Origin of the sequence: Streptomyces sp. HUAS YS2 (assembly GCF_033343995.1) — a bacterium.
Classification (GTDB): domain Bacteria; phylum Actinomycetota; class Actinomycetes; order Streptomycetales; family Streptomycetaceae; genus Streptomyces; species Streptomyces solicathayae.
The window spans coordinates 1,215,284-1,241,868 of sequence record NZ_CP137573.1 but is presented as its reverse complement, the minus strand read 5'-3'; the positions used below and the strand labels follow the sequence as shown (position 1 = coordinate 1,241,868).

Annotated in this window: 22 protein-coding genes and 1 tRNA gene; 8 read left to right on the top strand and 15 right to left on the bottom strand. The window is 72.0% G+C overall.

From position 1 onward, the window contains the following. Positions 1-2 precede the first annotated feature (2 nt). The 3 genes from R2D22_RS05755 to R2D22_RS05745 are packed head-to-tail and all read left to right on the top strand — an operon-like array spanning position 3 to position 1,544. A complete protein-coding gene (locus tag R2D22_RS05755; protein WP_318101671.1) occupies positions 3-374 on the top strand; it encodes a DUF742 domain-containing protein in 372 nt (123 codons plus the stop codon). After that, positions 352-975, top strand: coding sequence for a GTP-binding protein (locus tag R2D22_RS05750; protein ID WP_318101670.1), 624 nt, complete (start codon positions 352-354; stop codon positions 973-975). The genes R2D22_RS05755 and R2D22_RS05750 overlap by 23 nt, the downstream gene beginning before the upstream one ends. Beyond that, on the top strand, positions 972-1,544 hold the full coding sequence (locus R2D22_RS05745) for a GAF domain-containing protein (protein WP_318101669.1): 573 nt from the start codon (positions 972-974) through the stop codon (positions 1,542-1,544). The genes R2D22_RS05750 and R2D22_RS05745 overlap by 4 nt, the downstream gene beginning before the upstream one ends. A 69-nt stretch (positions 1,545-1,613) precedes the next feature. Here the strand turns inward: R2D22_RS05745 and R2D22_RS05740 are convergent, their stop codons facing one another. From R2D22_RS05740 to R2D22_RS05730, 3 genes are all read right to left on the bottom strand, one after another. Continuing rightward, positions 1,614-2,816, bottom strand: coding sequence for an acyl-CoA dehydrogenase family protein (locus R2D22_RS05740; protein WP_318101668.1), 1,203 nt, complete (start codon positions 2,814-2,816; stop codon positions 1,614-1,616). 589 nt (positions 2,817-3,405) lie between these two features. After that, the gene (locus R2D22_RS05735; protein ID WP_318101667.1) at positions 3,406-4,305 is read right to left on the bottom strand and encodes a transketolase family protein; all 900 of its coding nucleotides are present in this window, start codon (positions 4,303-4,305) and stop codon (positions 3,406-3,408) included. Between the two features lie 36 nt (positions 4,306-4,341). Then, entirely contained in the window at positions 4,342-5,028 is a 687-nt protein-coding gene (locus R2D22_RS05730; protein WP_318101666.1) for a transketolase, read from the bottom strand. Positions 5,029-5,156: 128 nt separating this feature from the next. Here R2D22_RS05730 and R2D22_RS05725 point away from each other — a divergent pair. Further along, positions 5,157-5,233 (top strand) — tRNA-Pro (locus R2D22_RS05725). Between the two features lie 217 nt (positions 5,234-5,450). Here the strand turns inward: R2D22_RS05725 and R2D22_RS05720 are convergent. Then, on the bottom strand, positions 5,451-6,401 hold the full coding sequence (locus R2D22_RS05720) for a glycoside hydrolase family 16 protein (protein ID WP_318101665.1): 951 nt from the start codon (positions 6,399-6,401) through the stop codon (positions 5,451-5,453). Positions 6,402-7,120: 719 nt separating this feature from the next. Between R2D22_RS05720 and R2D22_RS05715 the strand changes: the two genes are divergently transcribed. Both R2D22_RS05715 and R2D22_RS05710 read left to right on the top strand, forming a co-directional pair. Continuing rightward, complete coding sequence (locus R2D22_RS05715) at positions 7,121-9,271, top strand: bifunctional polysaccharide deacetylase/glycosyltransferase family 2 protein (protein WP_411976982.1); 2,151 nt, start codon at positions 7,121-7,123, stop codon at positions 9,269-9,271. A 2-nt stretch (positions 9,272-9,273) separates the two neighbouring features. Beyond that, entirely contained in the window at positions 9,274-10,530 is a 1,257-nt protein-coding gene (locus R2D22_RS05710; protein WP_318101663.1) for an acyltransferase family protein, read from the top strand. A gap of 22 nt (positions 10,531-10,552) precedes the next feature. Here the strand turns inward: R2D22_RS05710 and R2D22_RS05705 are convergent, their stop codons facing one another. From R2D22_RS05705 to R2D22_RS05695, 3 genes are all read right to left on the bottom strand, one after another. Beyond that, positions 10,553-11,221 (bottom strand): hypothetical protein, encoded by a 669-nt coding sequence (locus tag R2D22_RS05705; RefSeq protein WP_318101662.1) that lies wholly within the window; start codon positions 11,219-11,221, stop codon positions 10,553-10,555. A 149-nt stretch (positions 11,222-11,370) separates the two neighbouring features. Continuing rightward, positions 11,371-12,066, bottom strand: coding sequence for an alpha/beta hydrolase (locus R2D22_RS05700; protein ID WP_318101660.1), 696 nt, complete (start codon positions 12,064-12,066; stop codon positions 11,371-11,373). 108 nt (positions 12,067-12,174) lie between these two features. Next, positions 12,175-13,344, bottom strand: coding sequence for a PucR family transcriptional regulator (locus tag R2D22_RS05695; protein WP_318101659.1), 1,170 nt, complete (start codon positions 13,342-13,344; stop codon positions 12,175-12,177). 210 nt (positions 13,345-13,554) lie between these two features. Between R2D22_RS05695 and R2D22_RS05690 the strand changes: the two genes are divergently transcribed. Beyond that, positions 13,555-15,264, top strand: a complete 1,710-nt coding sequence (locus R2D22_RS05690) for an aldehyde dehydrogenase family protein (protein ID WP_318101657.1) — start codon at positions 13,555-13,557, stop codon at positions 15,262-15,264. Between the two features lie 20 nt (positions 15,265-15,284). On the opposite strand, the gene R2D22_RS05685 is transcribed toward R2D22_RS05690, so the two are convergent. Both R2D22_RS05685 and R2D22_RS05680 read right to left on the bottom strand, forming a co-directional pair. Further along, positions 15,285-16,346 carry an MASE1 domain-containing protein gene (locus R2D22_RS05685; protein ID WP_411976981.1) on the bottom strand — a complete coding sequence of 354 codons (1,062 nt, stop codon included), beginning with the start codon at positions 16,344-16,346 and terminating at the stop codon, positions 15,285-15,287. Between the two features lie 49 nt (positions 16,347-16,395). Further along, a complete protein-coding gene (locus R2D22_RS05680) occupies positions 16,396-17,268 on the bottom strand; it encodes a PP2C family protein-serine/threonine phosphatase (protein WP_318101656.1) in 873 nt (290 codons plus the stop codon). A gap of 191 nt (positions 17,269-17,459) precedes the next feature. Between R2D22_RS05680 and R2D22_RS05675 the strand changes: the two genes are divergently transcribed. Then, positions 17,460-17,756 carry an antibiotic biosynthesis monooxygenase gene (locus R2D22_RS05675; protein WP_318101654.1) on the top strand — a complete coding sequence of 99 codons (297 nt, stop codon included), beginning with the start codon at positions 17,460-17,462 and terminating at the stop codon, positions 17,754-17,756. Positions 17,757-17,817: 61 nt separating this feature from the next. Here the strand turns inward: R2D22_RS05675 and R2D22_RS05670 are convergent, their stop codons facing one another. The 6 genes from R2D22_RS05670 to R2D22_RS05645 all read right to left on the bottom strand — a co-directional run bounded on the left by R2D22_RS05670 (position 17,818) and on the right by R2D22_RS05645 (position 26,505). Continuing rightward, on the bottom strand, positions 17,818-20,784 hold the full coding sequence (locus R2D22_RS05670; protein ID WP_411976980.1) for an NHLP bacteriocin export ABC transporter permease/ATPase subunit: 2,967 nt from the start codon (positions 20,782-20,784) through the stop codon (positions 17,818-17,820). Position 20,785: 1 nt separating this feature from the next. Then, complete coding sequence (locus R2D22_RS05665; RefSeq protein WP_318101653.1) at positions 20,786-23,059, bottom strand: NHLP family bacteriocin export ABC transporter peptidase/permease/ATPase subunit; 2,274 nt, start codon at positions 23,057-23,059, stop codon at positions 20,786-20,788. Then, entirely contained in the window at positions 23,056-23,862 is an 807-nt protein-coding gene (locus tag R2D22_RS05660; protein WP_318101652.1) for a biotin/lipoyl-containing protein, read from the bottom strand. Before R2D22_RS05660 ends, R2D22_RS05665 begins: the two co-directional genes overlap by 4 nt. A 76-nt stretch (positions 23,863-23,938) precedes the next feature. Then, positions 23,939-24,163, bottom strand: coding sequence for a type A2 lantipeptide (locus tag R2D22_RS05655; RefSeq protein ID WP_318101651.1), 225 nt, complete (start codon positions 24,161-24,163; stop codon positions 23,939-23,941). A 561-nt stretch (positions 24,164-24,724) separates the two neighbouring features. Further along, the gene (locus tag R2D22_RS05650; RefSeq protein WP_318101650.1) at positions 24,725-25,522 is read right to left on the bottom strand and encodes an ABC transporter permease; all 798 of its coding nucleotides are present in this window, start codon (positions 25,520-25,522) and stop codon (positions 24,725-24,727) included. Next, positions 25,522-26,505, bottom strand: coding sequence for an ATP-binding cassette domain-containing protein (locus tag R2D22_RS05645; RefSeq protein WP_411976979.1), 984 nt, complete (start codon positions 26,503-26,505; stop codon positions 25,522-25,524). Before R2D22_RS05645 ends, R2D22_RS05650 begins: the two co-directional genes overlap by 1 nt. Between the last annotated feature and the right edge of the window lie 80 nt (positions 26,506-26,585).

Genomic DNA, 26,585 nt, shown 5'->3' with positions numbered 1-26,585 from the left:
TCATGCCGTCCTCCCAGGACGGGCCCTGGCTCGACGACGCGGCCGGCCGGCTGATCCGGCCGTACACCGTGAGCGGCGGCCGGACCAAGCCCAGCACCGCCCTCGACCTGCTGTCGATGGTGATGGCGACCGGCTCCGCTCCGCAGTCGCACATGGGCCCCGAGCACACCCTCGCCCTGGGGTTGTGCGACGGGCCCACGTCGGTGGCGGAGATCGCGGCCCACTTACGGTTACCGGCCGTCGTCACCAAGGTGCTGCTCTCCGATCTCGTGGACTGCGGGGCCATCACGGCCAAGGCACCCCGCTTCCACGCCCATTCATCCGACCGTTCCCTGCTGGAGGCAGTGCTCGATGGCCTACGACGACGGCTCTGAGCGCCAGGACGCTTTCCCTGCCGACCCGTTCCCCACGGCCCTGAAGATCCTGGTGGCGGGCGGCTTCGGGGTGGGCAAGACGACCCTCGTGGGAGCGGTCAGCGAGATCGAGCCGCTCAGCACCGAGGAACTCCTGACACAGGTCAGCGCGGCCACCGACAGCCTCGTGGGGGTGGAGTCCAAGACCACCACGACCGTCGCCATGGACTTCGGCCGCATCACCCTGGACGCGCAGCACGTCCTGTACCTGTTCGGCACGCCCGGACAGGAGCGCTTCTGGTTCATGTGGGACGAGCTCTCCGAAGGCGCGCTCGGCGCGGTGGTCCTCGCCGACACCCGCCGCCTGGAGGACTGCTTCTCCGCCGTGGACTTCTTCGAACGACGAGGGATCGGATTCGTCGTGGCGGTGAACGAGTTCGACGGCTCGTACCGCTACGAACCGGACGAGGTCAGGGCCGCGATCGACCTGAAGCCGGAGGTGCCGGTCGTGCTGTGCGACGCCCGCATCTCCAGCTCCGGCATCCAGACGCTGCTCACCCTCGTCCAGCATCTGCTCACCACCACCCCGGCACCGACGCCGAGCTACGGAGCACCGTCATGACCTACGACCCGACCGGTCATCTGCTGCTGACCCCCATCGACCAGGAGGCACCCGCCCGCGTGCAGCGGCTGCGTCAGCTGGGGATAGGGGAGCGGCCGGAGCCGGTGTTCGACGAGTTCGCGCACAAGCTCGCGGAGGTGACCAACGCCCCGTACACGATGGTCAACTTCATCGACGAGAACCGGCAGTTCTTCGCCGGGCTGCACACCCCGGGCGGCACGCACTCCGGTTCCGACCTCGGGGCCGGCGTGGGCGGTTCGGGCGGCGTCAGCCGGTTCATGGCCCGCGACCACGGCTACTGCCCGCACGTGGTGGTGCGGCGCAAGGCGCTGGTCCTGGAGGACGTGTGCGACTACCCGCGCTTCGCGGGGAACCCGGTCGTGGACGAGATCGGCATCCGCTCCTACCTGGGCGCGCCGCTGATCGACCGGACCGGCGTGGCGCTGGGCACGATCTGCGTGGTGGACACCGAGCCGCGGCCGTGGGGTCGGGCCGGCCTGGAGACCATCAAGGCGATGGCCGCGGAGCTGGTCGAGAAGATCCACCGCCGCGAGGACGGGCTGATCTGACACCGGACCCCGGGCCGAGATCGGCGGCCCGGGGACGTCCGGAGAGGGGCGGAGTGCGGCCGCCCGGGGTCACATCGCCGCTGCGGGCTCCATCCGGACCACGTCGGAGAGCTTCTCGGACCAGCTGCCCTTGGCGGTGCCGAGGGCGACCTCGGCCAGCCGGAGTAACTGGACGTCGGAGGTGCCGGCGGGGGCGAAGATGTGGTGCGCGTCCCGCAGGTAGCGCTCGATCGGGCGGTCGGTGAACAGCCCGGCGGCGGCGTGGATCTCCATCGCACTGCGCCCGGAGTCGATCGCCGACTCGACGTTGATCAGTTTGGCGTTCATCAGCTCGGCGTCGCAGGACAGGCCCTGGTCGAGCAGGTGCACGGCGTGGTACGCGGCCAGCCGGGCGGTCATCAGCCGGGACTGCATCTGGCCCAGCTTCAGCTTCACCGACGGGAGTTCGTGCAGCGGCTTGCCGTAGCGGATCCGCTCGGAGGCGAAGCGGGTGGTCTCCTCCAGGATCGCCTGGTGGATGCCGAGCGAGACGGCGGTGAGGTTGGCCCGCCCGTACAGGACGCTGGAGGAGTACGCGACGGCCAGGCCGTCGCCCTCCTCGCCCAGCCGGTTGGAGGCGGGGACGCGGCAGTCCTCGAAGATGAGCTCGCCGAAGCTGAAGCCGTGCAGCCCCATCGCGGGCTGCTGCGGTCCGGTGCGGAAGCCGGGGCGGTCGGACTCGACGAGGAACGCGGTGAGCCCCTTCGAGCCGGGGCCGGTGCGGACCACGACACCGTGCAGGTCGCCGACGTGACTGTTGCCGACGAACACCTTGCTGCCGTTGAGGATGTAGTCGTCGCCGTCGCGGACCGCGTCGGCCGTCATGCCGAGGACGTGACCGCCGGACTCGGGCTCGGTGACCGCGATCGTCGGCAGGCACTCGCCGGCCGCGACGGCCGGCAGCCAGGTCTTGCGCTGCTCGTCGCTGCCGAAATGGACGATCTTCGCGGTCCCCAGTTGCGAGGCCTGGACCATGGCGCCCATCGCGCCGCTGACCCGGGAGAGTTCCTCGATGATGATTGTCTTGGCCAGATGGCCGGCGCCCATTCCGCCGTATTCCTGGCCGATGGTCGCTCCCAGCCAGCCCTGCTCGGCGATGAGCCGGGAGAGCTTCTCGTGGACCGTGCGGCTCGCCTCCATCTCCGGTATCCGGGGCCTTACCTCGCGCTCCGCGAAATCACGGACCGTGTCCCGAAGTTGATGATGGAGATGACTGGAGAAGTAGCTGTCCATTTCGAGCCCTCCCTGCGAAACGCCTGCCCGCGCGGTCGCTCGAACAGGTGGTGCATCGGCAGTGGTCCCGTCCCGAACAGGCCGACACTTCATGGTGTTGATCTTTAAGAGATCGATCAATATCGCCACAGAGTTTGTCCGAAACCCGGGCGGTTGACGTTTGGTTGTGCCTGTGTTTCGGGCGTTTTTGGCCTGCTGGGCGTTGCGTCCAGGGCATTCCCTTCGAGCATCTTTTTGCCACATGCCAAGGGCAAGCGTTTCCTGTGCATTTGGCGGGGACCCGCTGACCGCCACCTCGTTCATGTACTCGTGCACCAAGGGGAATCCTTCGCCCGAAACGTTACGCCGCCGGTGGGACCGGCTCCCGGGCCGCTCCGGAGCGCACCGACCTCCCCCGGCGCGGCGCATGGAGGCGCCTGTCGGCGCGTACGGCGCGTCATTCCGACGAGGGCGCACGCTCCGGCGCACAGGGCCGCCGGGCGCGCTCGCCGCCTGGCCCGCCCCCGGGGAGGCCGAAGCGGCCGGACGACCCGGAGGGACTGATTCCGGCCACGGGCGGGGAGCGGTCGTGGGGCGGGCGCGCTCCGCGTCAGCGGCCCAGGAAGGCTCCGATCCGGGACCGCAGGCCCGCCGGGTCGAGCCCGTGCGCCGCGACGTGCTCCTCGATCTCGCCGTACTTCCGCAGCTCGGGGCGCGCCACGCCCAGCCCCAGCACCCGGTGCGGCACGTCGGCCAGCGCGTCGTTCGCGGCGGCCGTCGACGTGCCGGCCAGGTACGGCTCGACCAGCACCACGTCCGCCCGCGCCCCGTCGGCGACGGCGCGGCGCAGTGCCTCCCCGTCGAACGGACGGACCGTCGTCGCGTACAGCACGGTCACGTCCAGGCCCTCCGTCGCGGAGAGGACGTTGTCGAGCAGCGGCCCGACCGCGACCACCACACCACCGCGTCCCTCGCGCAGCCGCAGGAATCCCGTCCCCGTGACCGGCCGGGCCTCGGCGTTCGATTGCTCGGACAGCCGCACGTACACCGAGTCGTCCGCCGCCACGGCCCGCCGCAGCAGCGCCTCGGCCTCGTCCGGATGTCCCGGCACGTGGACCGTCCACCCGTCCAGGGTGTCCAGGAGCGCCACGTCCCCGGGCGCCATGTGCGTGAAGCCGCCGGCCGGCCAGTCGTACGAGGCGGCGGCGCTGACCAGCACCCCGTTCAGTCCCTGGTGTCCGAAGTCCAGCTTGACCTGCTCGAACGGCCGCTCGACCAGGAAGCTCGCGAAGGTGTGCATGAGCGGCCGCAGCCCGGTCAGGGCCATCCCGGCGCCGGCGCCGATCAGCAGCTGCTCGCGGATGCCGACGTTGACCACACGGTCCGGGTGGCGGCGCGCCGCCGGCTGGAAGCCGGCCGCGCTGATCTCGGCGAGCACGACCGCCAGGCGCGGGTCCTCGTCGAGCAGCCGGGTGGTGGTGGAGATGAAGCGGTCACGCATCGAGTCCATGGCAGGGCCCCCTCGGGTGTGCGGATGGTGCGGTGGTCAGTTCTTCGGCTCGACACGGGCCACGACGGCCCGCGGACGCCCCGGGTGAGGGGCTGCGTACGCTGCGTACAGGGCCTCGTGGTCCCGGCCGTCCACGGTCTCGGCGGACCAGCCGGCCGCCTCGAACCGCGAGGCGATGCCCCCGGGCCAGCCGTGGGTCGCCGAGCCGTTGTCGATCACCAGCGTGTGCAGCTGCTCCAGACCGGCGGGCCCGGCGTACGCGAGGGCCTCGTGGTTGCTGCCCTCGTCCAGCTCGGCGTCCCCGATCAGCACCCACACCCGCGGATCGGTGAGCCCCTGGGCCCGCAGCCCCAGCACCGTCCCCACCCCCATGGGCAGCCCGTGCCCGAGCGAACCGCTGCTGATCTCGACGCCCGGGATCAGCGTCCGGTCGGGGTGGTGGCCGAGCGGCGAGTCGTACGAGCCGAAGCCGGGCAGCCACTCCTCGGGCACGAAGCCGCGCGCCGCGAGGACGGCGTAGTACGCCATGGGCCCGTGCCCCTTCGACAGCAGGAACCGGTCCCGCCCCGGGTCGTCCGCGGTCCCGGGCGCCACCCGCAGCACCCGGTCGTAGAGCACCCACAGCGCGTCGAGCGTCGAGGTCGCGGCGGGCGAATGCTTCTCGTCGCCGGTCATGAGCGCCATGAGCCGCTCGAGCCGGTCGATCTCTGCCGTCTTCGTCATGCGGACCAGCCTGCAACCTCAAGCTTGGTCGAGGTCAACCGACGTAAAGCCGTTCGTGAGCACAGGGGGAAGTGCGGTATTGTTCTCATGCGCGTTCGGCCGGGGGAAACCCCAGGTCAGACGGGCATCGGGACGTGGCGCAGCTTGGTAGCGCACTTGACTGGGGGTCAAGGGGTCGCAGGTTCAAATCCTGTCGTCCCGACCACGCGGAAACGCAGGTCGGAGGCCGTTCTCTCATCCATGAGAGGGCGGCCTTTCGTGTTTGTCGTCGTCCCGGCACGACGGAGAGCGGCCCCTCCTGGAGCAGGAGGGGCCGCTCTCCGTGGCAGAGGCCCGGCGGGCGCGGGGTGCGATTCCGGGTACGCCGAAGGGCCCCCGGCGTGGCGGCCGGGGGCTCGGTGGTTGCCCGTGGAGGGGCGGGGTCAGGACGTCGGCACGGTGTTGACGTAGTCGGTGCCGGCGCTGTAGAAGCCGTCCACCGTCTTCTGGACGTCCGCGGGGGAAACGGTCTCGTCGGCCTTGTAGTAGACCCAGTTGACCTTCATGTCCCAGGTGCGCGGGCCGCCGGTGAAGGGGAGGTCGATGAGCCAGTTGCTGAAGTGGATGTCCATCTTCTCGCGCGGGACGTACTTGCCGGAGCTGGTGAACAGGTCCTTGCCGTCCAGGGAGTAGGTGACCTTTCCGTTCATGGCGGTGATGATCATCGTGTGCCAGCCCCCGAGCTTCCGCTCGAGGGTGTTGTGGACCCGGTCCGGCGGATCGGCCTTGTACCAGCTGACGTTGTCGAGCTGCGGGCCCACCGAACCCCAACCGCCGTTCGGCAGGTACTCGAAGTCGAGTTCGCTGTACTTCTCCGAGGAGTCCGAAGGGGAGATGGGGAAGAAGGTCTGGACGACGTGGTCCCCGTCGCGGCCGCTGGTGGGCTTGTCGCTGAGGTGGACCCTGGCGGCGAAGGTGCCCGTGAAGAGGTTCTGGCCGGTGGTCTGCACCTCGACCTGCTGGGTGCCCTGTTCGGTGCCGTCGGTGGATGACCGCAGTCGCAGGACCTTGCCCCCCTGGGCGGTCGCGTCGGAGAGGAAGCCGGCGCCGGCCGCGCTCCAGGTGTCCTTGATCCCGGGACCGCCCCCGCCGGTACGGATCTCCCAGCCGTGCGCGGCGAGGGAAGGGTCGTCGGCGCCGCTGTAGTTGAAGTTGTCGAACAGGGTTCCCGGCGGTCCGGTGGGCGTCGGCGAGGCATCCCGCGCGGGGCCGGCGGCGTCGGTGCCCCCGCCGGTCGCGGGGTCGGCGGAACACGCGGCGAGTGCGCACAGGAGGGCGGGCAGCGTGAGCGCGGTCCACGTGCGGCGACGAGAGGTGCGGCGGGGCAGGCTCACACAGGCTCCTTGGGGCGTCGAGGCGGTTTCTGGACACGCCCGTTGCATGAGGATCAATCACTGATCGCATGAATTGAGGGGTCATCCTAGCGAAGCGTTCAGGCCACCCCGCCGGGTGTGCCCGACCCGGCCGCTCAGGGGTCGGGACATGCCCGTCGACATACCGATCCGGTTACGACATTCGATCGGATCATGTCAAAACCGGATATCGCGCCCCAATCGATCAGTGTCATCCGCTACGGTCCGCTCTACGCTTCAGCGGTCTACGTCCCTGCACAAAAAGGCCACACAAGATGCGCCAAGTCGCCACATCCTTCGGGCGTGGACCGGCACACCCGGCACAGGCCGGCGTGTCCGAATCTCATGTCCAGGAGCCTGTTCCGGCACCGGTGTTCGTCGACCAGTCGGGTCTGCGCAGCCGTCTGTTCCGGCGCTTGGGCTGGCCGGTCTCCGTGGTCGGCGCGATCCTGGCAGCCGCCATGGGCAGCAGCCTGATCGGTATGCAGTCGGACGCCCCGGCGATGGAGATACCGCCGAAACCCTCCTACTTGCCCACCAAGGGTCCCCTGTCGCCCTCCTGGCCCTAGAGGGCGGTCTGCGACACCCACCCGAGAAGTCCGGCCATCACGCCGAATGTCGCGACCGTCGTGCCGCCTCGAGCAACTGCGAGCCGGCCGAGCGTGCCTGATCGTCCGCACCACCCATCTCCAGGAGCGACCTTGTCCCGCCACCAGCGTCGTCGGCAGTCCCTGCTGAGACCGCGCCGACTGGCTGCGCCGCCGCTGCGCTTCTTCATGCCGCTGTCCCTGCTGGCCTGCCTGCTCGCGCTCCTCGTCCTGCGCGGCCTCGCCACCAACGAGGCGTTCCACGACACCCGGGTCGCGACCTCGGTCGACAAGACGACCGTGCCGGAGAACCTGCTCAAGGGCGGCCCGATCATCGACGCGCGCGGTGACAAGAACGAGCGCCCGCTGAGCTATCGGGTCCCCGACCGCACCGTGGTCCTGAGCTTCGACGACGGCCCTTCGCCGGAGTGGACCCCGAAGATCCTGGACGTGCTTGCCGCCCACGACATCCACGCGGTCTTCTTCGTGACCGGCGCGATGACCACGCGCCACCCGGAGCTGATCCGGCAGATCGTCGACGGCGGCCACGAGATCGGCGTGCACACCTTCACCCACCCCGATCTGGTCTACCAGTCCGAAGCCCGGATCAGTTGGGAGCTGGCGCAGACGCAACTGGCGCTGGCCGGCGTCGCGGGCGTCCACAGCTCGCTGTTCCGCCCGCCGTACTCCTCCGACGCCTCGGCGCTCGACGACTGGAACTACCCGGTGATCAAGTACGTGGGTTCCCACGGCTACCTCACCGCGTTCATCGACCGCGACACCGACGACTGGAAGCGTCCCGGCGTCGACGCGATCGTCGAGGCGGCGATGCCGCGCAAGCCCGGCGCCGGCGAGCTGATCCTGATGCACGACGCGGGTGGCGACCGTACCGAGACCATCGCCGCGCTCGAGCAGATCATCGAGAAGCTGCACGGCGAGGGGTACCGCTTCGCCACCATCTCCGAGGCGCTCGGCGCCACCGACGCCACCGTGCCGGTGCACGGCTACCAGCTGTGGGCGGGCAAGGGATACATCTGGGCCAGCCAGGCCGCCGTGCTCACCCTGCCGGTGCTGGTCGCGCTGCTGGCCGTCGTCGGCTTCCTCAACTTCGGCAGGTTCGCGCTGATGCTCGTCCTCGCGCCGCTCCACGCCCGGCGCTCCCGGCGGCGGGACGCGTGGGGACCACCCGTCACCGAGCCGGTCACCGTCCTCGTCCCGGCCTACAACGAACGCGAGTGCATCGCGAACACCCTCAACTCGCTGGCCGCCAGTGACTATCCGATCGAGGTCATCGTCATCGACGACGGCTCCACGGACGGCACCGCGGACATCGTCGAGGCGATGGCCCTGCCGTTCGTCCGGCTGATCCGCCAGGCCAACGGCGGCAAGTCCACCGCGCTCAACACCGGTATCGCGGCCGCGTCGCACGACATCGTCGTGATGATGGACGGCGACACCGTCTTCGAGCCGTCCACCGTGCGCGAGCTGGTCCAGCCGTTCGGCGACCGGACGATCGGCGCGGTCGCGGGCAACGCAAAGGTCGGCAACCGCGAGAGCCTGATCGGCGCCTGGCAGCACATCGAGTACGTCCTCGGCCACAACCTGGACCGCCGGATGTACGACATGCTCAACGTCATCCCGACCATCCCCGGCGCGGTCGGCGCCTTCCGCAAGGAGGCCCTGCGGCGGGTCGGCGGGATGAGCGACGACACCCTCGCCGAGGACACCGACATCACCATGGCGGTGCTCTGCGACGGCTGGCGGATCGTCTACGCCGAGCGCGCCCGCGCCTGGACCGAGGCCCCCGCCAGCCTCCAGCAGCTCTGGTCCCAGCGGTACCGCTGGAGCTACGGCAGCATGCAGGCGATGTGGAAGCACCGCCGCGCCGTGACCTCCCGCGGCCCGGCCGGGCGCTTCGGCCGGCTCGGGCTGCCGCTCGTCGTGATGTTCGGCGTGGTCGCCCCGTTGCTCGCGCCGCTGGTCGACATGTTCCTGCTGTACGGCGTGCTGTTCGCGGACGCCCCGATCACCCTCGCCAGCTGGGGCGGCTTCATCCTGCTCCAGGGCGTGCTGTCCTGGTACGCCTTCCGGCTCGACGGCGAGAAGCCCCTGCATCTGATCAGCCTGCCGATCCAGCAACTGGTGTATCGGCAGCTGATGTACATCGTCCTGTTGCAGTCCGCGATCACGGCGCTGACCGGTGGCCGACTGCGCTGGCAGAAGCTCCGGCGTACCGGCGAGGTCGCCGCACCGGTGGAGGCCTGACCATGACCGCATCCTTCGAGTTCGGGGGCACCCAGGAGACCCTCCGGCTGCGCGTCCCCGCCGTTCTGCTGCAACGGGAGCGGGAGGTGGAGCCGGCGGCACCGTCCAGGGCCAAGGGCGGCCGGGACCGCTATCTCGACATGCTGCGCGCCCTGGCGCTGGTTCGCGTGGTGCTCTACCACAACTTCGGCTGGTTCTGGCTGCCCGTCGTCTTCCCGTCCATGGGCGTGATGTTCGCGCTGGCCGGGTCGCTGATGGCCCGTTCGCTCAGCCGGCCCGCCCTCGGCGTCACCCGGGGCCGCCTGCGCCGACTGCTGCCGCCGATGTGGCTGTTCGGCGCGATCTTGCTCACCGCCCAGATTCTCGACGGCGACGGGCCCGACGCCGAGGGCCACCCCGACTGGTGGTGGGGGAAGCTGCTGTTCTGGATCGTGCCGCTGAGCACGCCGCCGTACGCCGAGTCGCTGAACGGTTTCGACCACCTGGTGGGGCCGGGCTGGGCGATGCAGGTCATCGTCCCGCTCTGGTACCTCCGCGCGTACCTCTGGTTCGTCCTGCTCTCGCCGCTGATGCTGTGGGCGCTGCGGCGGATGCCGGTGGTGACGCTGTGCGTGCCGCTCGCGCTGGCGATCGTCATGCACACGTTCTTCATCGACCAGGAGTTCATCTACAGCCGGGTCTGGGAGACCGTCAGCGACTTCGCCACCTTCGGCTCCTGCTGGATCCTCGGCATGGCGCACCAGGAGGGCCTGCTCAAGAAGATCCCGCAGTACATCGTGCCGTCCGTCGCACCGCTGATCATGGTGGCCGGCTGGTGGTACCTGCAGACCCGACCGGTCGATCCGACCGTGCACACGGACATCGAGAGCTGGCCGATAGCCCAGGCCCTGTGGTCCTTCGGCTTCGTCGCCATCCTGCTCCACGTCAGTCCGTCCTGGGAGCAGTGGCCCCGACCGCTGGAGCGCTGGAACGGCCTGATCAGCCTGCTCAACGCACGCGCTGTCAGCGTCTATCTCTGGCACGAGACCGCGTTGGTGGCCGCCATCCCTCTGATCGACCCCCTCTGGTCCGTCGGCTTCGTCTACGAGCACTTCCAGTGGCTGCTGAGCAGCCAGTGGTTCCCGCTGCTGGTGGCGATCCCACTGATCGGACTGCTGGTGCTGACCTTCGGCTGGGTCGAGGACGTGGCCGCCAAGCGCTCGCCGCGGCTCTTCCCGTACCCGCGCCGCGTGCGCGGCCGGCGCCGGGCCGGTGTCTGACCCGGCGCCTGCGCGGCCTCGGCTACAGGCCGGCCAGACGACGCATGATCGTCATGAGTTCGTCGGGCGGGGAGATGCTCATCGTCCGGCTTTCCTGGTCGAAGCGCGTGATCGATGTCAGGGTGCCGGCGCGCCACCAGAACACCCGGGGGGAGAGGCGTCCGGGGCCGTCCTCGTAGGCGCCCTGCCCGAACTGTGCCAAGGCGTTGACGGCTTCGCCCACGTTCCCGTCGGCGAGCGGGTGGAGAACGAGGTTGTGCCGGTTCGGGACGACGAGCAGCGCACCCTCGTCCGGGATCCCGGGGCCGCCGGCGGCCCGCAGCGTCTCTTCGAGGAAGAGCACCTTGCTGGCTGCGAACACCGACTCCGGGTGGCCGATGATATGGAGGACCGCGCCACCTGGGAGATCGTAGGTGTCGTAGTTGACCGGCTCGCCGAGCAGGTTGGCACGCGCGGCGCTCACGAGGGTGTCCCAGTCGCCGAGGGCCACGTCGCGGTCATCGAGGACGCGGACGTTGTCAGGGGTGTCGAGGGCGATGCCCACCAGGAGGTCCGTGGCCAGCGGTCGCAGATAGCTGAACTGCCCCCGCGCTTCCTCGGGTATCGATTCCTCGGCGACCAGCCTCAGGTACACGTGGCGCAGGGGGTCCGGGGGGCTGCTGTGGTCGGTGCGGGCTGACAGGTCGCTCATACGCGGTTCCTCGGGTGTGCGGCCGCGGCGGGGCGCCGGGCACATCTGGTCGGGTGGTCCGTCGGGCGGCTCACAGGTGGAGCAGCCCACCGAAGATCACGCGTCACCACCGCACCATGGTTCCGGCGCCGCGCCCCCGGCCCGAACGCTCAGCCCGTGGTGGCGTTCGCGGCTGCCTCGATCAGGTCGACGACGCGCCCGGGCCGGGAGGCCAGCGAGGCGTGGCTCGCGTCGAGTTCGACCGTCTCGCGCGGGTTCATACGGGCGGCCATGCGGCGCTCGTTGTCCGGGTGGATCATGCGGTCCTCGGTGGATACCTGGTACCAGACGGGTTTGTTCCGCCAGGCCGGTGCGGTCACGTTGTCGCCGAACGTGGAACCGATCGGGGCCTTCTGGGTGACGGCCATGACGAGGGCCTCGTCGGCGGAAACGTCCTGGGCGAAGCTCTCGTGGAACTTGTCCTGCTTGATCCACAGGTAGCCGTCGGAGTCGGGGGCGATGTTCTCGACGGCGGCCGGCGGCATCTCCTGGGTGATCCCGCCCGGGCTCTCGCCGGCGTCCGGTGCGAACGCCGCGATGTAGACGAGAGCGGTGACGTTGGGCAGGTCGCCCGCCTCGGTGATGACCGCGCCGCCGTACGAGTGGCCGACGAGGACCACGGGGCCGTCGACCTGCCTGATCATCTTGCGGGTGCGCTCGGCGTCGTCGGCGAGCGAGGTGAGCGGGTTCTCGACGGCGTGGATCCGGTCGTAGCCGCGCTTGTTCAGTTCGACGATGACGTTCGCCCAGTGGGCGGCGCCGCCCCAGAAGCCGTGGACCAGCACGATGGCGGGCTTGGCGGACATGGTGCTCCTTCTCTCCGGTCGGACCCCCGGGAGCGAGTCTGGTGCGCCGCGCCGCAGGTGGCGCGCCGCGGCGTCCGAAAGGGTCCGGCGGCCCGTCGGTTCCCCCGGTCAACCGGTGAGACGGAGGGCCCGCAGAGCGAGGTAGAGCTCCGCCGAGGCGACGGCGTCGGCGGTGCCGCGGCCGGTGAGTTCCTGGATGCGGTTCATCCGGTACAGGACGGTGTTGCGGTGGCAGTGCAGCCGCTCGGCGGCGCGCGCGGTGGAGCCGCCGGCGGCGAACCAGGCCTCCAGGGTGTCGAGCAGCGGCGCCCGCTCCGGCCCGGGCAGCGCGCGCAGGGGGCCGAGCACCGCGTCGGCGACCTCAGCCGCCGCCTCCGGCGAGGCGGCGGCGAGCAGCGAGACCGGAGAAGTGCCGTAGACGTGGCAGCCGGTGCGGCCGACGGGCACGCAGCGGGCCGCGTTCCTCGCCTGGCGCCAGGCGCGCGGGGTGTCCTCGGGCGAGGCGAAGGTCCGGCTCACGCCGATGCGGCAGTCCGCATCCGCCGCGAGCAGGTCGACGAGGACGGTCACGGCCGCTTCGTCCGGCGCGGCCAGGAGGCCGACGCGTGCACCGACCCGCCGCACCCACACGCCCGCGATGCCGGCAGAGCGGATCCGGCTCTCGGCGGGGAGCGCGCTGTCGGTCTCGGCGTGGACGACGGCGAGCGGCCCGTGGTCCTCCAGGCGCAGGGTGCGCAGCGCCTCGCGCGCGCCGGTGCCGGCGCTCCCGGCGCTGCCGTCGAGCAGGCCGGTCAGCAGCAGCCCGCGCGTCTCGGCGTCGCGGCGGGCCTCCTCCTCCACGGTGGCGCGGTAGGCGTCGGTCGCGGCGCTGGAGAACGCGTCGATGACGAGCCAGATGTCGGACGCGAACGGCAGCAGCTCGCCCGCGCAGTCCTCCCGCCGGGCCGCGTCGAGCAGCCGGTCCCAGAGGAACCGCCCGGCCAGCCGGAAGGCGTGCAGCAGGGAGGCGAGCGGGATGCCCTGCTCGGCCTTCAGTCGGCCGGCGGCGCCCGCCGCGTCGAGGCTCACCGGCTCGCCCTGGAGGGCGGCGAGCACACTGCGCAGATTGTCGTGGACGGTGGCGCGCAGCTCCTCGCGGGTCAGCCGCGCGTCCTCGGCGTACGCGAGCTCCTCGCGGGTGATGGCCTCCGTCAGCCCGTCCGCGAGCCGGTCCACCGGACCCAGCAGGCGGGTCACCAGCGCGGCGACCTGCGGATCGGAGGCGAGGTGGGTCGTCATGCGGCCAGCCTGGCACCTCTTGTGCGGTGGCACAAGCGCCGCCCGGATATCTCCGTCGCCCGCCCATGGAGATTCCGTACGGAAGGGAGGACGATCGCGGTCAGGGTGCGACGAAGGCGTCGCGTGGCGTCGCCGGGATCGTGCCCTCGCACAAAGAGCCCGCCACCCGGCCGCGACGCACGCGGCCGGCCTCGTCGAGGGAGTGACCCGATGACCGTCTCCGCGCCGGACACCGCCGAGGCGGCCCGGATCGACCGGGTGCTCGCCGAGCTCGCCGAGGGCGAGGCGGCCTGGGCCGCCTGCGGACTCACCCGGCGGCGCGAGCTCCTGGAGGAGGTGCACGCCGCGACAGGTGTCCAGGCCCGCGCCTGGGTGGAGGCGGCCGCCGGCTTCAAGGGGTTGCCCGAGCGCAGCCCGCTCCGGGGCGAGGAGTGGACCTCGGGTCCGTACGCCCTCCTGACCGCCACCGCCGCCCTGACGGAGACCGTCCGCGCGCTGGAGGCCGGCCGCAGCCCCGTCGACGACTACACCCTCGGCCGCGCCCCGGGCGGCCGGGTCGCCGTCCGGGTCCTGCCGCACGGCGGCCGGGATCGGATGCTCCTGAACGGCTTCTCCGCGGACGTCTGGATGCCGCCGGGCGTCACGGCCGCGGAGGTCCGCGAGCGGGCCGGGCTCGGGCTGCGCGCTCCGACGGCGACCACCGGCGTCGGCGTGGTCCTCGGCGCGGGCAACATCACCTCCACCCCGCTGCTCGACGTGCTCTACGAGCTGTACGCGCACAACCGCGTCGTGGTCCTCAAGCTCAACCCGATCACCGACCCGATGCTGGACGTCTTCCGCGCGGTCCTCGCGCCGCTGATCCGGGCCGGCGCCGTACGCGTCGTGACCGGCGGCGCGGACGTCGGCGGGTACCTGGTCCACCATCCGCGGGTCGGCCATGTGCACATGACCGGCAGCGCGGTCACCCACGACGCCATCGTGTTCGGCACCGGCGAGGAGGGCGCGCGGCGCAGGGCCGCCGGCACGCCGCTGCTCGACAAGCCGGTGACCAGCGAGCTGGGCGGCGTCTCCCCGGTCGTCGTCGTGCCCGGCGACTGGTCCGAGGCCGATCTGCGTTTCCAGGCCGAGCACGTCGCCACACAGCGGCTGCACAACGGCGGCTACAACTGCATCGCCGGCCAGATCGTCGTGATCGGCCGTGATTGGGCGCAGAAGGACCGCTTCCTCGCCCACCTGCGCGCCGCCCTCGCCGCCGCGCCCGCCCGGCCCGCGTACTACCCGGGCAGCGACGGCCGGGTGGAGCAGGCCCTCGCGACCCACCCCGGTGCCGAGCGCCTCGGCCGCGGCCGGGTACTGCTGCCGGGCCTTCGCCCCGGGGCCGCCGCGCTGACCACGGAGTACTTCGCCCCCGTGCTCGGCGTCCTCGAGCTCCCAGGCGGACCGCGCGAGTTCCTGGACCGGGCGGTGGGCACGGCCAACGACGAACTGCTCGGCACCCTCGGCGCCAACGTCCTCGCCGACCCCGTCACGCTCCGCGCGCTCGGCCCGGCCTTCGGCGCCGCGATCGCCCGGCTGCGCTACGGCACCGTGGCCGTCAACGCGTGGACCGGCCTCGGCTACCTCACGCCGACCGCGACCTGGGGCGCGTACCCCGGCCACACCCTCGACGACGTGCAGAGCGGTATCGGCGTCGTGCACAACGCGGTCCTGCTCGACGCCCCGGAGCGCACGGTCGTCCGCGGCCCGTTCCGGCCCGCGCCGCGCTCGGTCCTGCACGGCGAGCCGGCGCTCTCGCCGAAGCCGCCGTGGTTCGTCGGCAACCGCACCGCCGCCACCACGGCCCGGCGGCTCACCGCCTACGCCGCACGCCCGCGCTGGTCCGCCCTGCCGGGCATCTTCGCCTCCGCACTGCGGGGCTGACCGGGACGCGGGGGCTCCGATTACGGCGACCGCTCGTCCGGTCGCTCGTCGGGCGGCTCGTCCCACGGGGTCCCGTGCGGGTCGGCCGGAGGGGTGTCGTACGGGTCGGGGCGGGGATCCAGCTGGGCCAGCATGACCGCGAAGCGGGCGCAGAGGCGGCTGATCTCGTCGTGGGTCCGGTTGCGTTCGGTGATGACGGCGGCGAGCAGGAGGGCGGTCAGGGCCGTCGTGCCGTTGAAGGCCTGCAACGTGACCATGTCGGTGAACAGGTCGTCGTGCGCGAACGGCCCGATCCCGTCGGCCGCGGCCACGATCGCCAGCGTCGAGACCGTGAGTGCGCACGGCGCCGCACCCGCCAGCTGGAAGCGGAACGCGGCCCAGATCAGGAACGGCGAGACGAGGAAGAGCAGGCTCGAATCGGCCTTGCGGGTCGCCACGAGCGTGACGGCGATCGTGCCGGCCGCCAGCGCGAGCGCCTCGACCCAGCGTGCGGGTGAGGCCCGCACCGGCCACCGGGCCCGGCGCAGCACGAGGAGGAGGGGCGTCACGACGAGGATCCCCATCGCGTCACCGGTCCACCACACCGACCAGGTCGACCAGAAGGCGCCGGCGTCCACCGCCCCGGACAGCACCAGCGCACTGGTGCCGATCGTCGAACTGATCAGCATGCCGGCCAGCGCGCCGAGGAAGATCAGCGCCATCACGTCGCGCAGCCGTTCCAGGCCGGCCTGGAAGCCGGCCCTCCGCAGCATCAGGAAGGCACAGACCGGGGCCAGGGCATTGCCCGCCGTGATGGCGAGCACGGCCACCACCGACGGTCCGAGGAACACGTTCACCAGGAACGCGCCGATCGCGATGCCCGGCCAGACCCGCAGTCCGAGGAGGAGCAGCGCGGCCAGCGCCACGCCGGTCGGCGGCCACAGCGGAGTGACCTGATCGCGCACGAGCTGCTGGAGCAGTCCCAGCCGCGCGGCGCCGTAGTACAGCGCCGCGACGCCGAGGATCCACCACACGGTGGACCACTGACCGGCCGTGATGCGCGGCGCCGCGGACCCGTGACGTCCCGTCTCCGCACTGCGCACCACTGCAGTCTGCGCCCACATCCCACCGGCGGCGACCTCAGCGGCGGCCTCAGTGGGCGTCGCTCGGCCGGGCGGGTTCGGACGGGTCGTGCCGGACGGGTTCGGACGGGCCGTCGTACCGGACGACGAGCACCGCGGCGTCGTCGCGGTGCCCCGTCCGGTCGGCCACCTTCACGACCGCGTTGGCCAGCACGTCGGGATCGGCGTCGAACCCCCTGCGCACCAGGTTCGCCACCTCGGCGAGCCCGGCCTCCATCGGATAGTGCGGGCCCTCCACCACCCCGTCGGTCAGCAGCACCAGGACCCCGGCCTCCGTCAGGCGCCGGTGGGTCACCGGGTACTTCTCGCCGGAGGCGATGCCGAGCGGCGGCCCGCCGCTGTCCAGGGCGATGCCGGACCCGCCGCCGGCCGTCGCCCAGACCATCGGCACATGGCCCGCGCGGGACACGGTCAGGTCGCGCGTCATCGGGTCGAACCGCAGGAAGCAGCAGGTCGCGAACAGGTCGCAGCCCATGGAGATCAACAGGTCGTTGGCCTGGCCCAGGACCTCCCGGGTGTCGTTCGTCGCCTGCGCGATGGCCCGCAGGCTGGTCCGGACCTGCCCCATGAAGGCGATGGCCTCCACGTCGTGCCCCTGCACGTCGCCGATCGCGAGCCCCAGTGCCCCGTCGCTCATCACGAACGCGTCGTACCAGTCGCCGCCCACGTCCAGGCCGTCCCTGGAGGGCGTGTAACGGGCCGCGAGACGCAGGCCGGGCAGCTCCGGCAGGTGGGGCGGCAGCATGTGGCGCTGCAGGGCCATCGCCAGTTCGACCCTGGCCCGCTGGTACTTGATCCGGTCCAGGGCCTGATCGACGAGTTGCCCGAGCGCCAGCAGGAGCTGCTGTGCGCTGTCGGGCGACTCGGGGCGTTGTCCGCGCACGACGGGCTCCCGCGCATGCCGGGCTCCGGGTGGTCCCGCAGGCTCCTCCCTCACCCTAGCCGCCGCCGTCGCGCCCCTCCACAGGGGAGGAAACCGCAGGCCGGAGCGGGTTCCCGAGGCGGAAACGGGGAGCCGGGCCTACGGTGGTCGAAGAGCGGGGGCTCCGCTGGAACGCACCCGAGGAGGCCGCGATGGAGCATCGCTACGTCTGGGTCACGACCCGCCGCATCAAGCCGGGCACCCTGGAGGAGTTCGAGCGGGCCTGGCGTCCGGCGATCCACCCGGCCGGGCTGCGCCGCGCGTTCGCGTACTGGTCCGAGGACGGCTCGGAGATCACCGGCGTGTCGGTGTGGGACTCCCAGGACGCCTGCGAGGCGTGGCGCTCCTCCGACACCGAACGCGAGCGGCGCGAGGTCATGGCTCCGTTCGTCGTCGCCGAGCAGGAGGGCTTCTACCTCGGTGGCGAGCTGACCATCCCCGGCGGCTGAACCGGGCGGCTGACCGGGCGGTGCACCGGCGCATCGACCCGTGGGGGAACCCGCGGGGCGGTCATTTCATCTGGCGGCGCACCAGCTCCCACAGGTGACCGCCGGGGGTCGCGAGCAGCGCCGCCGGCGGACCCTGCTCCACTATCCGGCCGTCCGCCATGACGAGCACCCGGTCGGCGTCCATGACCGTGGACAGCCGGTGGGCGATCACGAACCGGGTGGCGCTCAGCCCGCGCGTGCTGTTCATGACGATGCGCTGCGTCTCGTTGTCCAGTGCGCTGGTCGCCTCGTCGAAGTACAGGATGCGCGGCCGCCGCACCAGCGCCTGCGCGATCATCAGCCGCTGGCGCTGCCCGCCCGAGACCGCGCCGCCGCCGGAGATCATGGTGTGCAGGCCCATCGGCATCCGCGCGACGTCCTCGGCCAGGCCCGCCATCGAGAGCGCCTCCGCCACCTCCTCCTGCGTGTACGCCTCCGTGCCGCGCACGCAGTCCAGGATCGAGCCGGACAGCGGCTGCGCGTTCTGCAGCACGACCCCGCACTGGCGGCGCACGGCCGCCTGGTCGAGGGCAGCCAGGTCCTGACCGTCGTACAGCACGCTCCCGGACACCGGCCGGTCGAAGCCGATGAGCAGTCGGAGCAGCGTCGACTTGCCGCAGCCGCTCGCTCCGACGACCGCGACGAACTCGCCGGGCCGGATCTGCAGGGAGACGTCGTCGAGGACCAGCGGGCCCTCCTCCGCATACCGGAAGGAGAGGTTGCGGGCCTCGATCGCGCCGGACAGCGCGCCGGGCCGCGCGCCCGCGCCGCGCACTTCCGGCTCCTCGTCGAGCAGCGGCCTGATCTGTTCGAACAGCGGCAGTGCGGCGGCGGCCGACACCAGCGCCCCGGTGACCTGGGTGACGGAGGTCAGCAGCATGGTGAGGGCGGTGCTGAAGGTGAGGAAGGCGCCGGCCGACAGCGTGCCCCGGGCGGGTCCCGCGAGCAGCACGAACATGACCACCGAGCACAGCGGCAGGCAGACCGCGTCGAGCACGGTGCTCAGGTTCCGGACCCGGCCCGCCTGCTGCTGGAGCTCGCGGGACCGGGCGAACTCGCGCGCCCAGGCCGCGTACGCGAAGCTCTCCGCCGCCGCTACGCGCAGCTTCGGCAGCCCCCGCAGGGTCTGGTACGCCTGGTTGTTGAGCTTGTTGCCGAGCGCGACCAGCCGTCGTTGCCAGCGCAGCTGCCACAGGCCCATTCCGAGGAACACCGCGCCGACGACGGCGAGCATCGCGAGCGCCACCAGCGCCAGCGGCACGCTGTACGAGAACAGCAGGACGACGTTCATCACGCCGATCGTGCAGGCCTGCACGACCACCGGACCGAGCCCGGACAGGACCTGGCGCACGGCGCTGACCCCCATGGCCGCGCTCGCCAGTTCCCCGGTGGAGCGCCCTGCGAAGAACGCCGTCGGCAGCCGCAGCAGCCTGTCCCACACGGCGGGCTGCAGCGCGCTCTCGATCCGGCCCTCCATCCGCAGGATCGTGAGGTTCTGCAGCAGCATGAACGCGGCGGTCACCAGGCCGGCGAGCAGCACGGCGACGGAGACCTGCACGATCAGATCGGTCCTGGCGTTCGGCACGTACTCGCCGAGCACCCGGCCGGTCGCGATCGGCACCAGCGCGCCGAGCCCCACCGTGACCAGGCCGCCCAGGAGCAGGTTCCGCAGGTCCGCCCGCGTGTCGCGGAGGCTGAACCGGAGCAGCTTCCACGGGGTCACCGGGCCCGGCGGCAGCGGCCGGTAGAACATGACCGCACGCGGCTCGAACTCCTCGGCGCGCTCCGCGTCGACACGGATCCGCCGCCCGCCGGCCGCGCCGACCGCCTCGTACCCGCCGCGCCGCCACAGCAGTGCGACCGGCGCGCCGGACCTGGCGCGGTGCCCCACCAGCGGCCCGCAGTCCTCCCGCCACCAGGTGCCGGCCAGCCGGACCTCGCGGGTGCGCAGGCGCGCGGCGGACGCGAGGCGCTCGACCGGGGTGACCCGGTCGTCCGCGTCGCCGCCGGAGCGCGGGGCCTCGGGCAGCCGGATGCCGGCCGCCGCGGCGACCATGCGGCACACGGCGTACGTCGCGTCGTCCTTCGCCCGGTCGCCCGCCGTGTCACGGCGGGCCGCGCCGCGCCGGGACCGGTCGATCGACGCCAACAGCGCCTGGTCCGCGCGGGCGCGTTCGGCCTCGCCGGCCCGGATGCCCTCGGCCGCTCGGTCCTCATGGGCGCGGTCCAGGCGCTCGATCCACCGGTCCACGGCGGACAGCAGCCGGTGCTGCTGGTTCACCATGCGCTGCCACAGGGCGCCGTCGACGAGCAGCCCGGCCGCCGCGTCGACGCCGTACGACGCGTCGTACGCCGTGCCGTCGTACTGCACGCTGCCCGGCTCGACCTGCATCCACAGCACGTCGTCGTCGGCGACCGGGTCCTCGGCGGACGGGCGGCCGTCGAGCGGGGCCTCGAACAGGACGCCCAGGCCCCGGCCGACCCCGAGCGCGAAGGCGTGCTCCAGCGGGCTGGGCGGGGGCTCGGCGGAGTACGCGGGCTGCTGCGCGAACGCGTGCGCGTACGGCTGCGGTTGCGGGTGCTCGTACGTGTGCCAGACGCCGTACTCGTCGTACGCGCCGTACTCCGGCCGGGGCAGCTCCCGCAGCGCGATCCGGCGCAGCAGGCAGTCCTGCGACGGCCGGCCGAGCAGCGTGTGGCGGGGGCCCTCGACCGGGCCCAGCAGCAGCGTCCCCGCCTCCAGGCGGCCGAGGAAGTGCCAGGCGCCCTGTTCCGCGGCGTCGGCCGCGAACAGGTCGAGCGCCCCGCCCACCACGAGCCACAGCACGTGCGGGCCTTCCAGGGGAACGGTACGCAGCCCGGCGCAGTCGACGGGGAACCCGACGCCGCCCAGGGCGGCGACCACCGCGTCGGCCGCGGAGTCGGTGCCGACCGGACGGTCCCCGCCGGGGTGGTGCCCGACGGATTCGGGGGAGTACGCGGACGACACGTCAGTGCTCCTTGACCAGTTCGGCGTACGCGCCCCCGGCGACGACCAGCTCCTCGTGCCGACCCCGCTCCACCACCGCGCCGTGGTCGAGCACGAGGATCTCGTCGCTGTCGCGGACGGTGCTCAGCCGGTGGGCGATGACGACGCAGGCGCAGCCGCGCCGCCGCAGGTTGTCGATGATGGTGCGCTCGGTCTCCGCGTCGAGGGCGCTCGTCACCTCGTCCAGGACGAGGACGCTCGGCCGGCGCACCAACGCCCGTGCGATCTCCAGGCGTTGGCGCTGACCGCCGGAGAAGTTCCGGCCGTCCTGCTCGACCCGGCCGTGGATGCCGTCCGGGCGGCGCTCGATCACGTCGAGCAGCGCCGCGTCCGCGAGGGCTGCGGTCACCGCCTCGTCGGGGATCGAGGGGTCCCACAGGGCCACGTTGTCGCGGACCGTGCCCTCGAACAGGAACACGTCCTGGTCGACGAAGGAGACGGAGGCGGCGAGCGTGCCGCGGGGGATGTCCTCCAGGCGCCGGCCGTCGATCCGGATCGTCCCCTCCCAGGGCGCGTACAGGCCCGAGACGAGCCGGGAGACCGTGGACTTGCCGCTGCCGGAGCCGCCGACGAGCGCGATCTGCTGCCCGGGGCCGAGCGTCAGCGAAAAGCCGCTGAGCAGGGGTTTGTCGAGCGGGCTGTACCCGAAGGTGATGTCCTCCAGGGTCACGTGGCCCTTGAGGCGGCGGGTGTCGGCGTCGGGCCCCCAGTGCACCGGGTCGACCGGGAAGTTCTCGACGTCCTTCAGCCGGGCGAGGTCCGCCGCGAAGTCCTGGATCCGGCCCGCGACGCCGTTGAGCCGGGTGATCGGCGCGGTGAAGCGCGCCACCAGCGCCTGGAACGCGACGAGCAGACCGATCGAGAGATGCCCCTCGACCGCCCGCAGACCGCCGATCCAGAGGATCAGCGCGCTGTTGACCGTGGCGAGCGCCGGCGCGACCACGGCCAGCCAGGCGCTCGGCACGCCGAGCCGCTGCTGCACGTCCAGAGTGGTGGCGTGCTGCCCGGCCCAGCGGCGGAAGAAGCCGTCCTCGCCGCCGGTGGCCTTCATCGTCTCGATGAGCTGGAGACCGGTGTACGAGGTGTTGGTGAGCCGGGCGCTGTCGGCCCGCAGCTTCTGGGTGCCGGTGGCCCGCAGCCGGACCACGATCCGCATCGCGACCACGTTCAGCAGCGCGATCAGCACGCCCACGACGGTGAGTTGGGGATCGTACGTCCACAGCAGCAGGGCGTACAGGAGCACCACGACGCCGTCGACGGCGGCGGCCGTCAGGTCCCTGGCCAGTGTCTCGGCGACGGCGTCGTTGGACTGCAGCCGCTGCACGAGATCGGCCGGGCTGCGCTGGGCGAAGAAGCCGACCGGCAGCCGCATCAGATGCCGGAGGAAGCGTGCGCTGCTCAGCGTGGACGAGATGATCCGGCCACGCAGCAGATTGGCCTGCTGCAGCCCGGTCAGCACGGCGGTGAGCGCCACCAGCGTGGCCATCGACGCGAACAATGGCCCCAGCAACGAGGTCTGACCGTCGATCAGGAACCGGTCGATGTAGGTCCGGCTGAGCGCCGGAAGCGCCGCGCCGACCGCGACCAGCAGCAGGCTCGCGAGCAGCGTCGCCAGCAGGGTGCCCGTGGTGCCGCGCAGCCGGGCCGGCAGTGCCCGCAGCACGCCCGGCCGCCGGCCGCCCGGCCGGAAGTCGGCGGTGGGTTCGAAGACCAGGGCGACGCCGGTGAAACTGGTGTCGAAGTCCTCAGCGGGCACGAAACGGCGGCCCTTGTCGGGGTCGTTGATGTGCACGCCCCGGCGGCCGAACCGGCGCGCGGGGCCGTCGTACACGACGTAGTGGTTGAACTCCCAGAACAGGATGGCGGGCGGGCGCACCGCGGCCAGCGCCGCGGGCTCCATCTGCATGCCCTTGGCCTGCAGTCCGTAACTGCGTGCCGCCTTGAGGACGTTGCTCGCGCGCGAACCGTCGCGGGACACCCCGCAGGCGATCCGCAGCTCCTCCAACGGGACATGGCGGCCGAAGTGCGCGAGCACCATGGCGAGCGCAGCGGCGCCGCACTCCACGGCCTCCATCTGGAGGACGGTGGGCGTGCGCACGGCCTTCTGCGCCTTGGCGGGCCGCTGCGCGGGCCGTCGCCGGTTCGGCCGCGGCGGCTGTTCGGGCTGCCGCTGCGCAGCCGGTCGCGGCCCGTGCCGGCGGCGGTCCGACGGGGGCAGGCGGTGCTGAGTGCTCACGGCAGCAGCCAATCGACCGGGTGCTGTTCGGCCAGCCGTACGACACCGCTCAGCGGAGTCATGGAGGCGGGGCGGAACGGCGGCCCGCCGGCGGACGACCAGGCGTATCCGGAGGTGGTGCCCGGATCGTGTTCCAGGCGTACGAGGACGGGAAGGGTCCGGCCCTGCCGGGCGAACTGCTCGGCGAGCTGACCGCTGCCCAGGAAGGCCGCCATCTGCTGACGGGACTGTGCGGTGCGGGCCACCGACTCGACCCGGCCGCGCAGCACGCCGTACTGCTGCCGGGCCACCGACTGGACGGTCAGGTCCACGGTGGCGCCGACCGGGACGGGGGGCGCGCCGTCGGCGGGCAGGTAGACCACGGCCTTCAGCGGGTCGTCGGTGCGGGCGACGCGCTCGACGGCGGCCACGTCCGCGCCGACGGTCACCACGGTACCGATCCCGGCGACGAGGGCGGTGAGGCGGCCTGCGGCGAGGGCGCGGACGGTGCCGGTGCCTTCTGGAGTGCGCAGTTCGAGGAGCGGTGCACCGGCGGGGACCCGGTCGCCCTCCTTCGCGAGGACCTCGGTGACCTGCCCGGCGACCGGGCTCTGCAGGACGTACCCGCCCTGCGCATGGGTGAGGAGACCGGGCGCGGTCAGATTGGACGAGACGGTGCCGGTGACGGCCCAGACCGACGCCGCGGCCATCACGAGGACGGTCACGGTCAGGACGAGCAGGCCCTGGGGACGGGCGAAGCGCACCGGCAGGTCGATGTCGTCGGACGACTGCAGCTTGGAGAGGGCCTGTTGGCGGAACTGCATGGAACTCTTCCCTCACCTGGGAGGCGGGCAAGCCCCGGGGCCTGGGAGGCCCCGGGGCATGCGATGCGACCCTCGGTCAGACGCCGGCGATCGTGGCGTTGACGAGACCGGCGACCGGAGCGGTGTTCAGGCCGGTGGCGCCCTCGACGGTGCCGACGAGCGTGCCGACGAGCGGGGTCACGGCCGGGACGATGCCGTCGAGCGCGAGGGTGCCGTGCGCGACGACGCCGCCACCGAGACCACCGGACACGTTGTCCAGGTCGGCGTCGGAGATCTCCATGGTCTCGATCTGCGGGTTCATAAGGTTTCCCTTCAACATGGGGACGTATGGAAACACCCGCGGGAAGACTGCCGGACCGATGGCATCGATCCGGAGGGGGAGCTTCCGCGGTGCCTGGATCAAAGCACGCGGGCCTCGCGGCCAGCCAGTCCGGAGAGGGGCTCAACGGCCCTTCCGACGCCATGAATTGCGATCCGGTGCACGCCCGTCCATCACTTGACGGCACCTTCTTCACGAGATCACCCGACGTGATCGCCGGGGGCAGGGATCCGCGCCGACCCCCGGTGGCCCGGAAAGAGACATTCCCGCACAGAGGGGCCCGGGCGTGGTCGCGGCACCGGTCCGGACCTGGGGGAATCCCGGGAGGCGGTGTGACCTCTGCGCAATCGGTGTGCAGATAGCGCGTTCGTCATGAGGCGTTGCGGACCGCTTCGGTGAGGTCACGGACCGTCATCCGGGAGCCGGGCCACGGAGATGGCGGCGGCGGGGCAGACCCCGGCGGCCATGCGGGCCGCGTGCCGGTGGGGCCGCTGCGAGAACACGGCTCGTGCGAGGGGCGGGAGTGCGGGCGGTGTTCGGCGGTCATCGGGTGGAGGTACGGCCGAAGGCGGAGCGGCACCAGAGGTAGCCGACCAGCGTCAGGCCGACGCACCAGGCGAGGGCGATCCAGGCGCTGTTGCCGATCGCCGTCCCCATCAGGAGGCCGCGCAGCGTCTCGATGGCCGGGGTGAACGGCTGGTACTCGGCGAACCAGCGCAGGCCGGTCGGCATCGAGTCGGTCGGCACGATCGCGCTGCCGAGGAAGGGCAGGAAGGTGAGCGGCAGGGGCGTGTTGCTCGCCGACTCCGGGGTCTTGGACACCAGGCCGATGCCGGCGGAGAGCCAGGTCAGCCCGAGCGTGAGGAGCGCCAGGAGACCGGCCGCGGCGGCCCACTCGACAGCCGTGGCGTTCGGGCGGAAGCCGATGGCGAGCGCGACGCCGACGACGAGGGCGATGGCGATCAGCGTCTGGATCAGACTGCCGAGGACGTGCCCGGTCAGGAACGCGGCCCGGGAGATCGACATCGTGCGGAACCGGTTGACGATGCCCTCGGTCATGTCGACGCACACGCCGACCGCGGTCGCCACCGCGCCGGCGGTGGCGGTCATCAGGATGATGCCGGGCGCGACGTAGTCGATGTACTCGCCGCCCGCACCGCCCTCCGCCGCGGGGCCGATCCCCGCGCCGAGCGCGCCGCCGAACGCGTAGTTGAAGAGCAGCAGCATCATCACCGGCATGATCACGACGGAGAGCGTCATGGCGGGGTAGCGCTGCGCGTGCTTGAGATTGCGCCGCAGCATGGTCATCGAGTCGCTCATGGCGTACGACAGGGTGCTCATCAGGAGGCTTCCTTGAGGGAGTCGGAGCGGCCGGTCAGAGTGAGGAAGACGTCGTCCAGGTCGGGCGTGTGCAGCGTCAGCGACTCGGCCCGCAGGCCCGCCCCGTCCAGGACGTCGAGCACGGCGCGCAGGGCGGGGAGGTCGCCGTCGCTCGCGATGCGCAGGGTGAGCGTCTCGTCGTCACGCGCCGAGGCGGTGAAGTGAGCGGCCGCCGCGTCGAGTTGGGCGGCGTCGGGGAAGCGCAACCGGATGTGGCCGCCGGGGATCAGCCGCTTGAGCTCCTCCGCGGTGCCCTCGGCGACGATCCGGCCGCGGTCGAGCACGGCGATCCGGTCGGCGAGCTGGTCGGCCTCCTCCAGGTACTGCGTGGTGAGGAAGATGGTGACGCCGTCGGCGACCAGGCCGCGGATGATCTCCCACATCGTGCGGCGGCTGCGCGGGTCGAGTCCGGTGGTCGGCTCGTCGAGGAAGATGATGCGGGGCCGGCCGACCAGTGTCATCGCCAGGTCGAGTTTGCGGCGCATGCCGCCGGAGAAGGTGGAGACCGGCTTGCGGGCGGCCTCGGTCAGCTCGAACCGCTCCAGGAGGGCGGTGACGCGCTCGCGGCTCGCGCGTCGCGGCAGGTGGTTGAGGTCCGCCATGAGGAGCAGGTTCTCCTCGGCGGTCAGCAGGTTGTCCACGGCGGCGAACTGGCCGGTGACCCCGATGGCGTCGCGCACGCCCTCGGGCCGGCCCGCCAGGTCGCAGCCCGCGACCTGGGCCTCGCCGCCGTCCGGGGTGACGAGGGTGGACAGGATCTCCACGGTGGTCGTCTTGCCGGCGCCGTTGGGGCCGAGGAGGGCGAAGACCGTGCCCTCCGGGATCCGCAGGTCGACGCCGTCGAGGACGACCTTGTCGCCGTACGACTTGCGCAGACCGACGGCCGAGATCGCGGGCGGGGCCTCGGCGAGGGGACCCGCGGTGGGCGTAGTTGTCATGGTCATGACCAATGCTCTTCCGTGTCGGGTTACGGACCGGCGGGGCGAAAAAGCCGGGTTGGGGGAGGTGAGGTCAGGCGGGTGGG

Excerpts from the sequence above, each read along its gene's own strand:
- R2D22_RS05755 (WP_318101671.1), top strand. The coding sequence starts at position 3 with ATGCCGTCCTCCCAGGACGGGCCCTGGCTCGACGACGCGGCCGGCCGG.
- R2D22_RS05750 (WP_318101670.1), top strand. The coding sequence starts at position 352 with ATGGCCTACGACGACGGCTCTGAGCGCCAGGACGCTTTCCCTGCCGAC.
- R2D22_RS05745 (WP_318101669.1), top strand. The coding sequence starts at position 972 with ATGACCTACGACCCGACCGGTCATCTGCTGCTGACCCCCATCGACCAG.
- R2D22_RS05740 (WP_318101668.1), bottom strand. The coding sequence starts at position 2,816 with ATGGACAGCTACTTCTCCAGTCATCTCCATCATCAACTTCGGGACACG.
- R2D22_RS05735 (WP_318101667.1), bottom strand. The coding sequence starts at position 4,305 with ATGGACTCGATGCGTGACCGCTTCATCTCCACCACCACCCGGCTGCTC.
- R2D22_RS05730 (WP_318101666.1), bottom strand. The coding sequence starts at position 5,028 with ATGACGAAGACGGCAGAGATCGACCGGCTCGAGCGGCTCATGGCGCTC.
- R2D22_RS05710 (WP_318101663.1), top strand. The coding sequence starts at position 9,274 with ATGACCGCATCCTTCGAGTTCGGGGGCACCCAGGAGACCCTCCGGCTG.
- R2D22_RS05705 (WP_318101662.1), bottom strand. The coding sequence starts at position 11,221 with ATGAGCGACCTGTCAGCCCGCACCGACCACAGCAGCCCCCCGGACCCC.
- R2D22_RS05700 (WP_318101660.1), bottom strand. The coding sequence starts at position 12,066 with ATGTCCGCCAAGCCCGCCATCGTGCTGGTCCACGGCTTCTGGGGCGGC.
- R2D22_RS05695 (WP_318101659.1), bottom strand. The coding sequence starts at position 13,344 with ATGACGACCCACCTCGCCTCCGATCCGCAGGTCGCCGCGCTGGTGACC.
- R2D22_RS05690 (WP_318101657.1), top strand. The coding sequence starts at position 13,555 with ATGACCGTCTCCGCGCCGGACACCGCCGAGGCGGCCCGGATCGACCGG.
- R2D22_RS05675 (WP_318101654.1), top strand. The coding sequence starts at position 17,460 with ATGGAGCATCGCTACGTCTGGGTCACGACCCGCCGCATCAAGCCGGGC.
- R2D22_RS05660 (WP_318101652.1), bottom strand. The coding sequence starts at position 23,862 with ATGCAGTTCCGCCAACAGGCCCTCTCCAAGCTGCAGTCGTCCGACGAC.
- R2D22_RS05655 (WP_318101651.1), bottom strand. The coding sequence starts at position 24,163 with ATGAACCCGCAGATCGAGACCATGGAGATCTCCGACGCCGACCTGGAC.
- R2D22_RS05650 (WP_318101650.1), bottom strand. The coding sequence starts at position 25,522 with ATGAGCACCCTGTCGTACGCCATGAGCGACTCGATGACCATGCTGCGG.
- R2D22_RS05645 (WP_411976979.1), bottom strand. The coding sequence starts at position 26,505 with ATGACCATGACAACTACGCCCACCGCGGGTCCCCTCGCCGAGGCCCCG.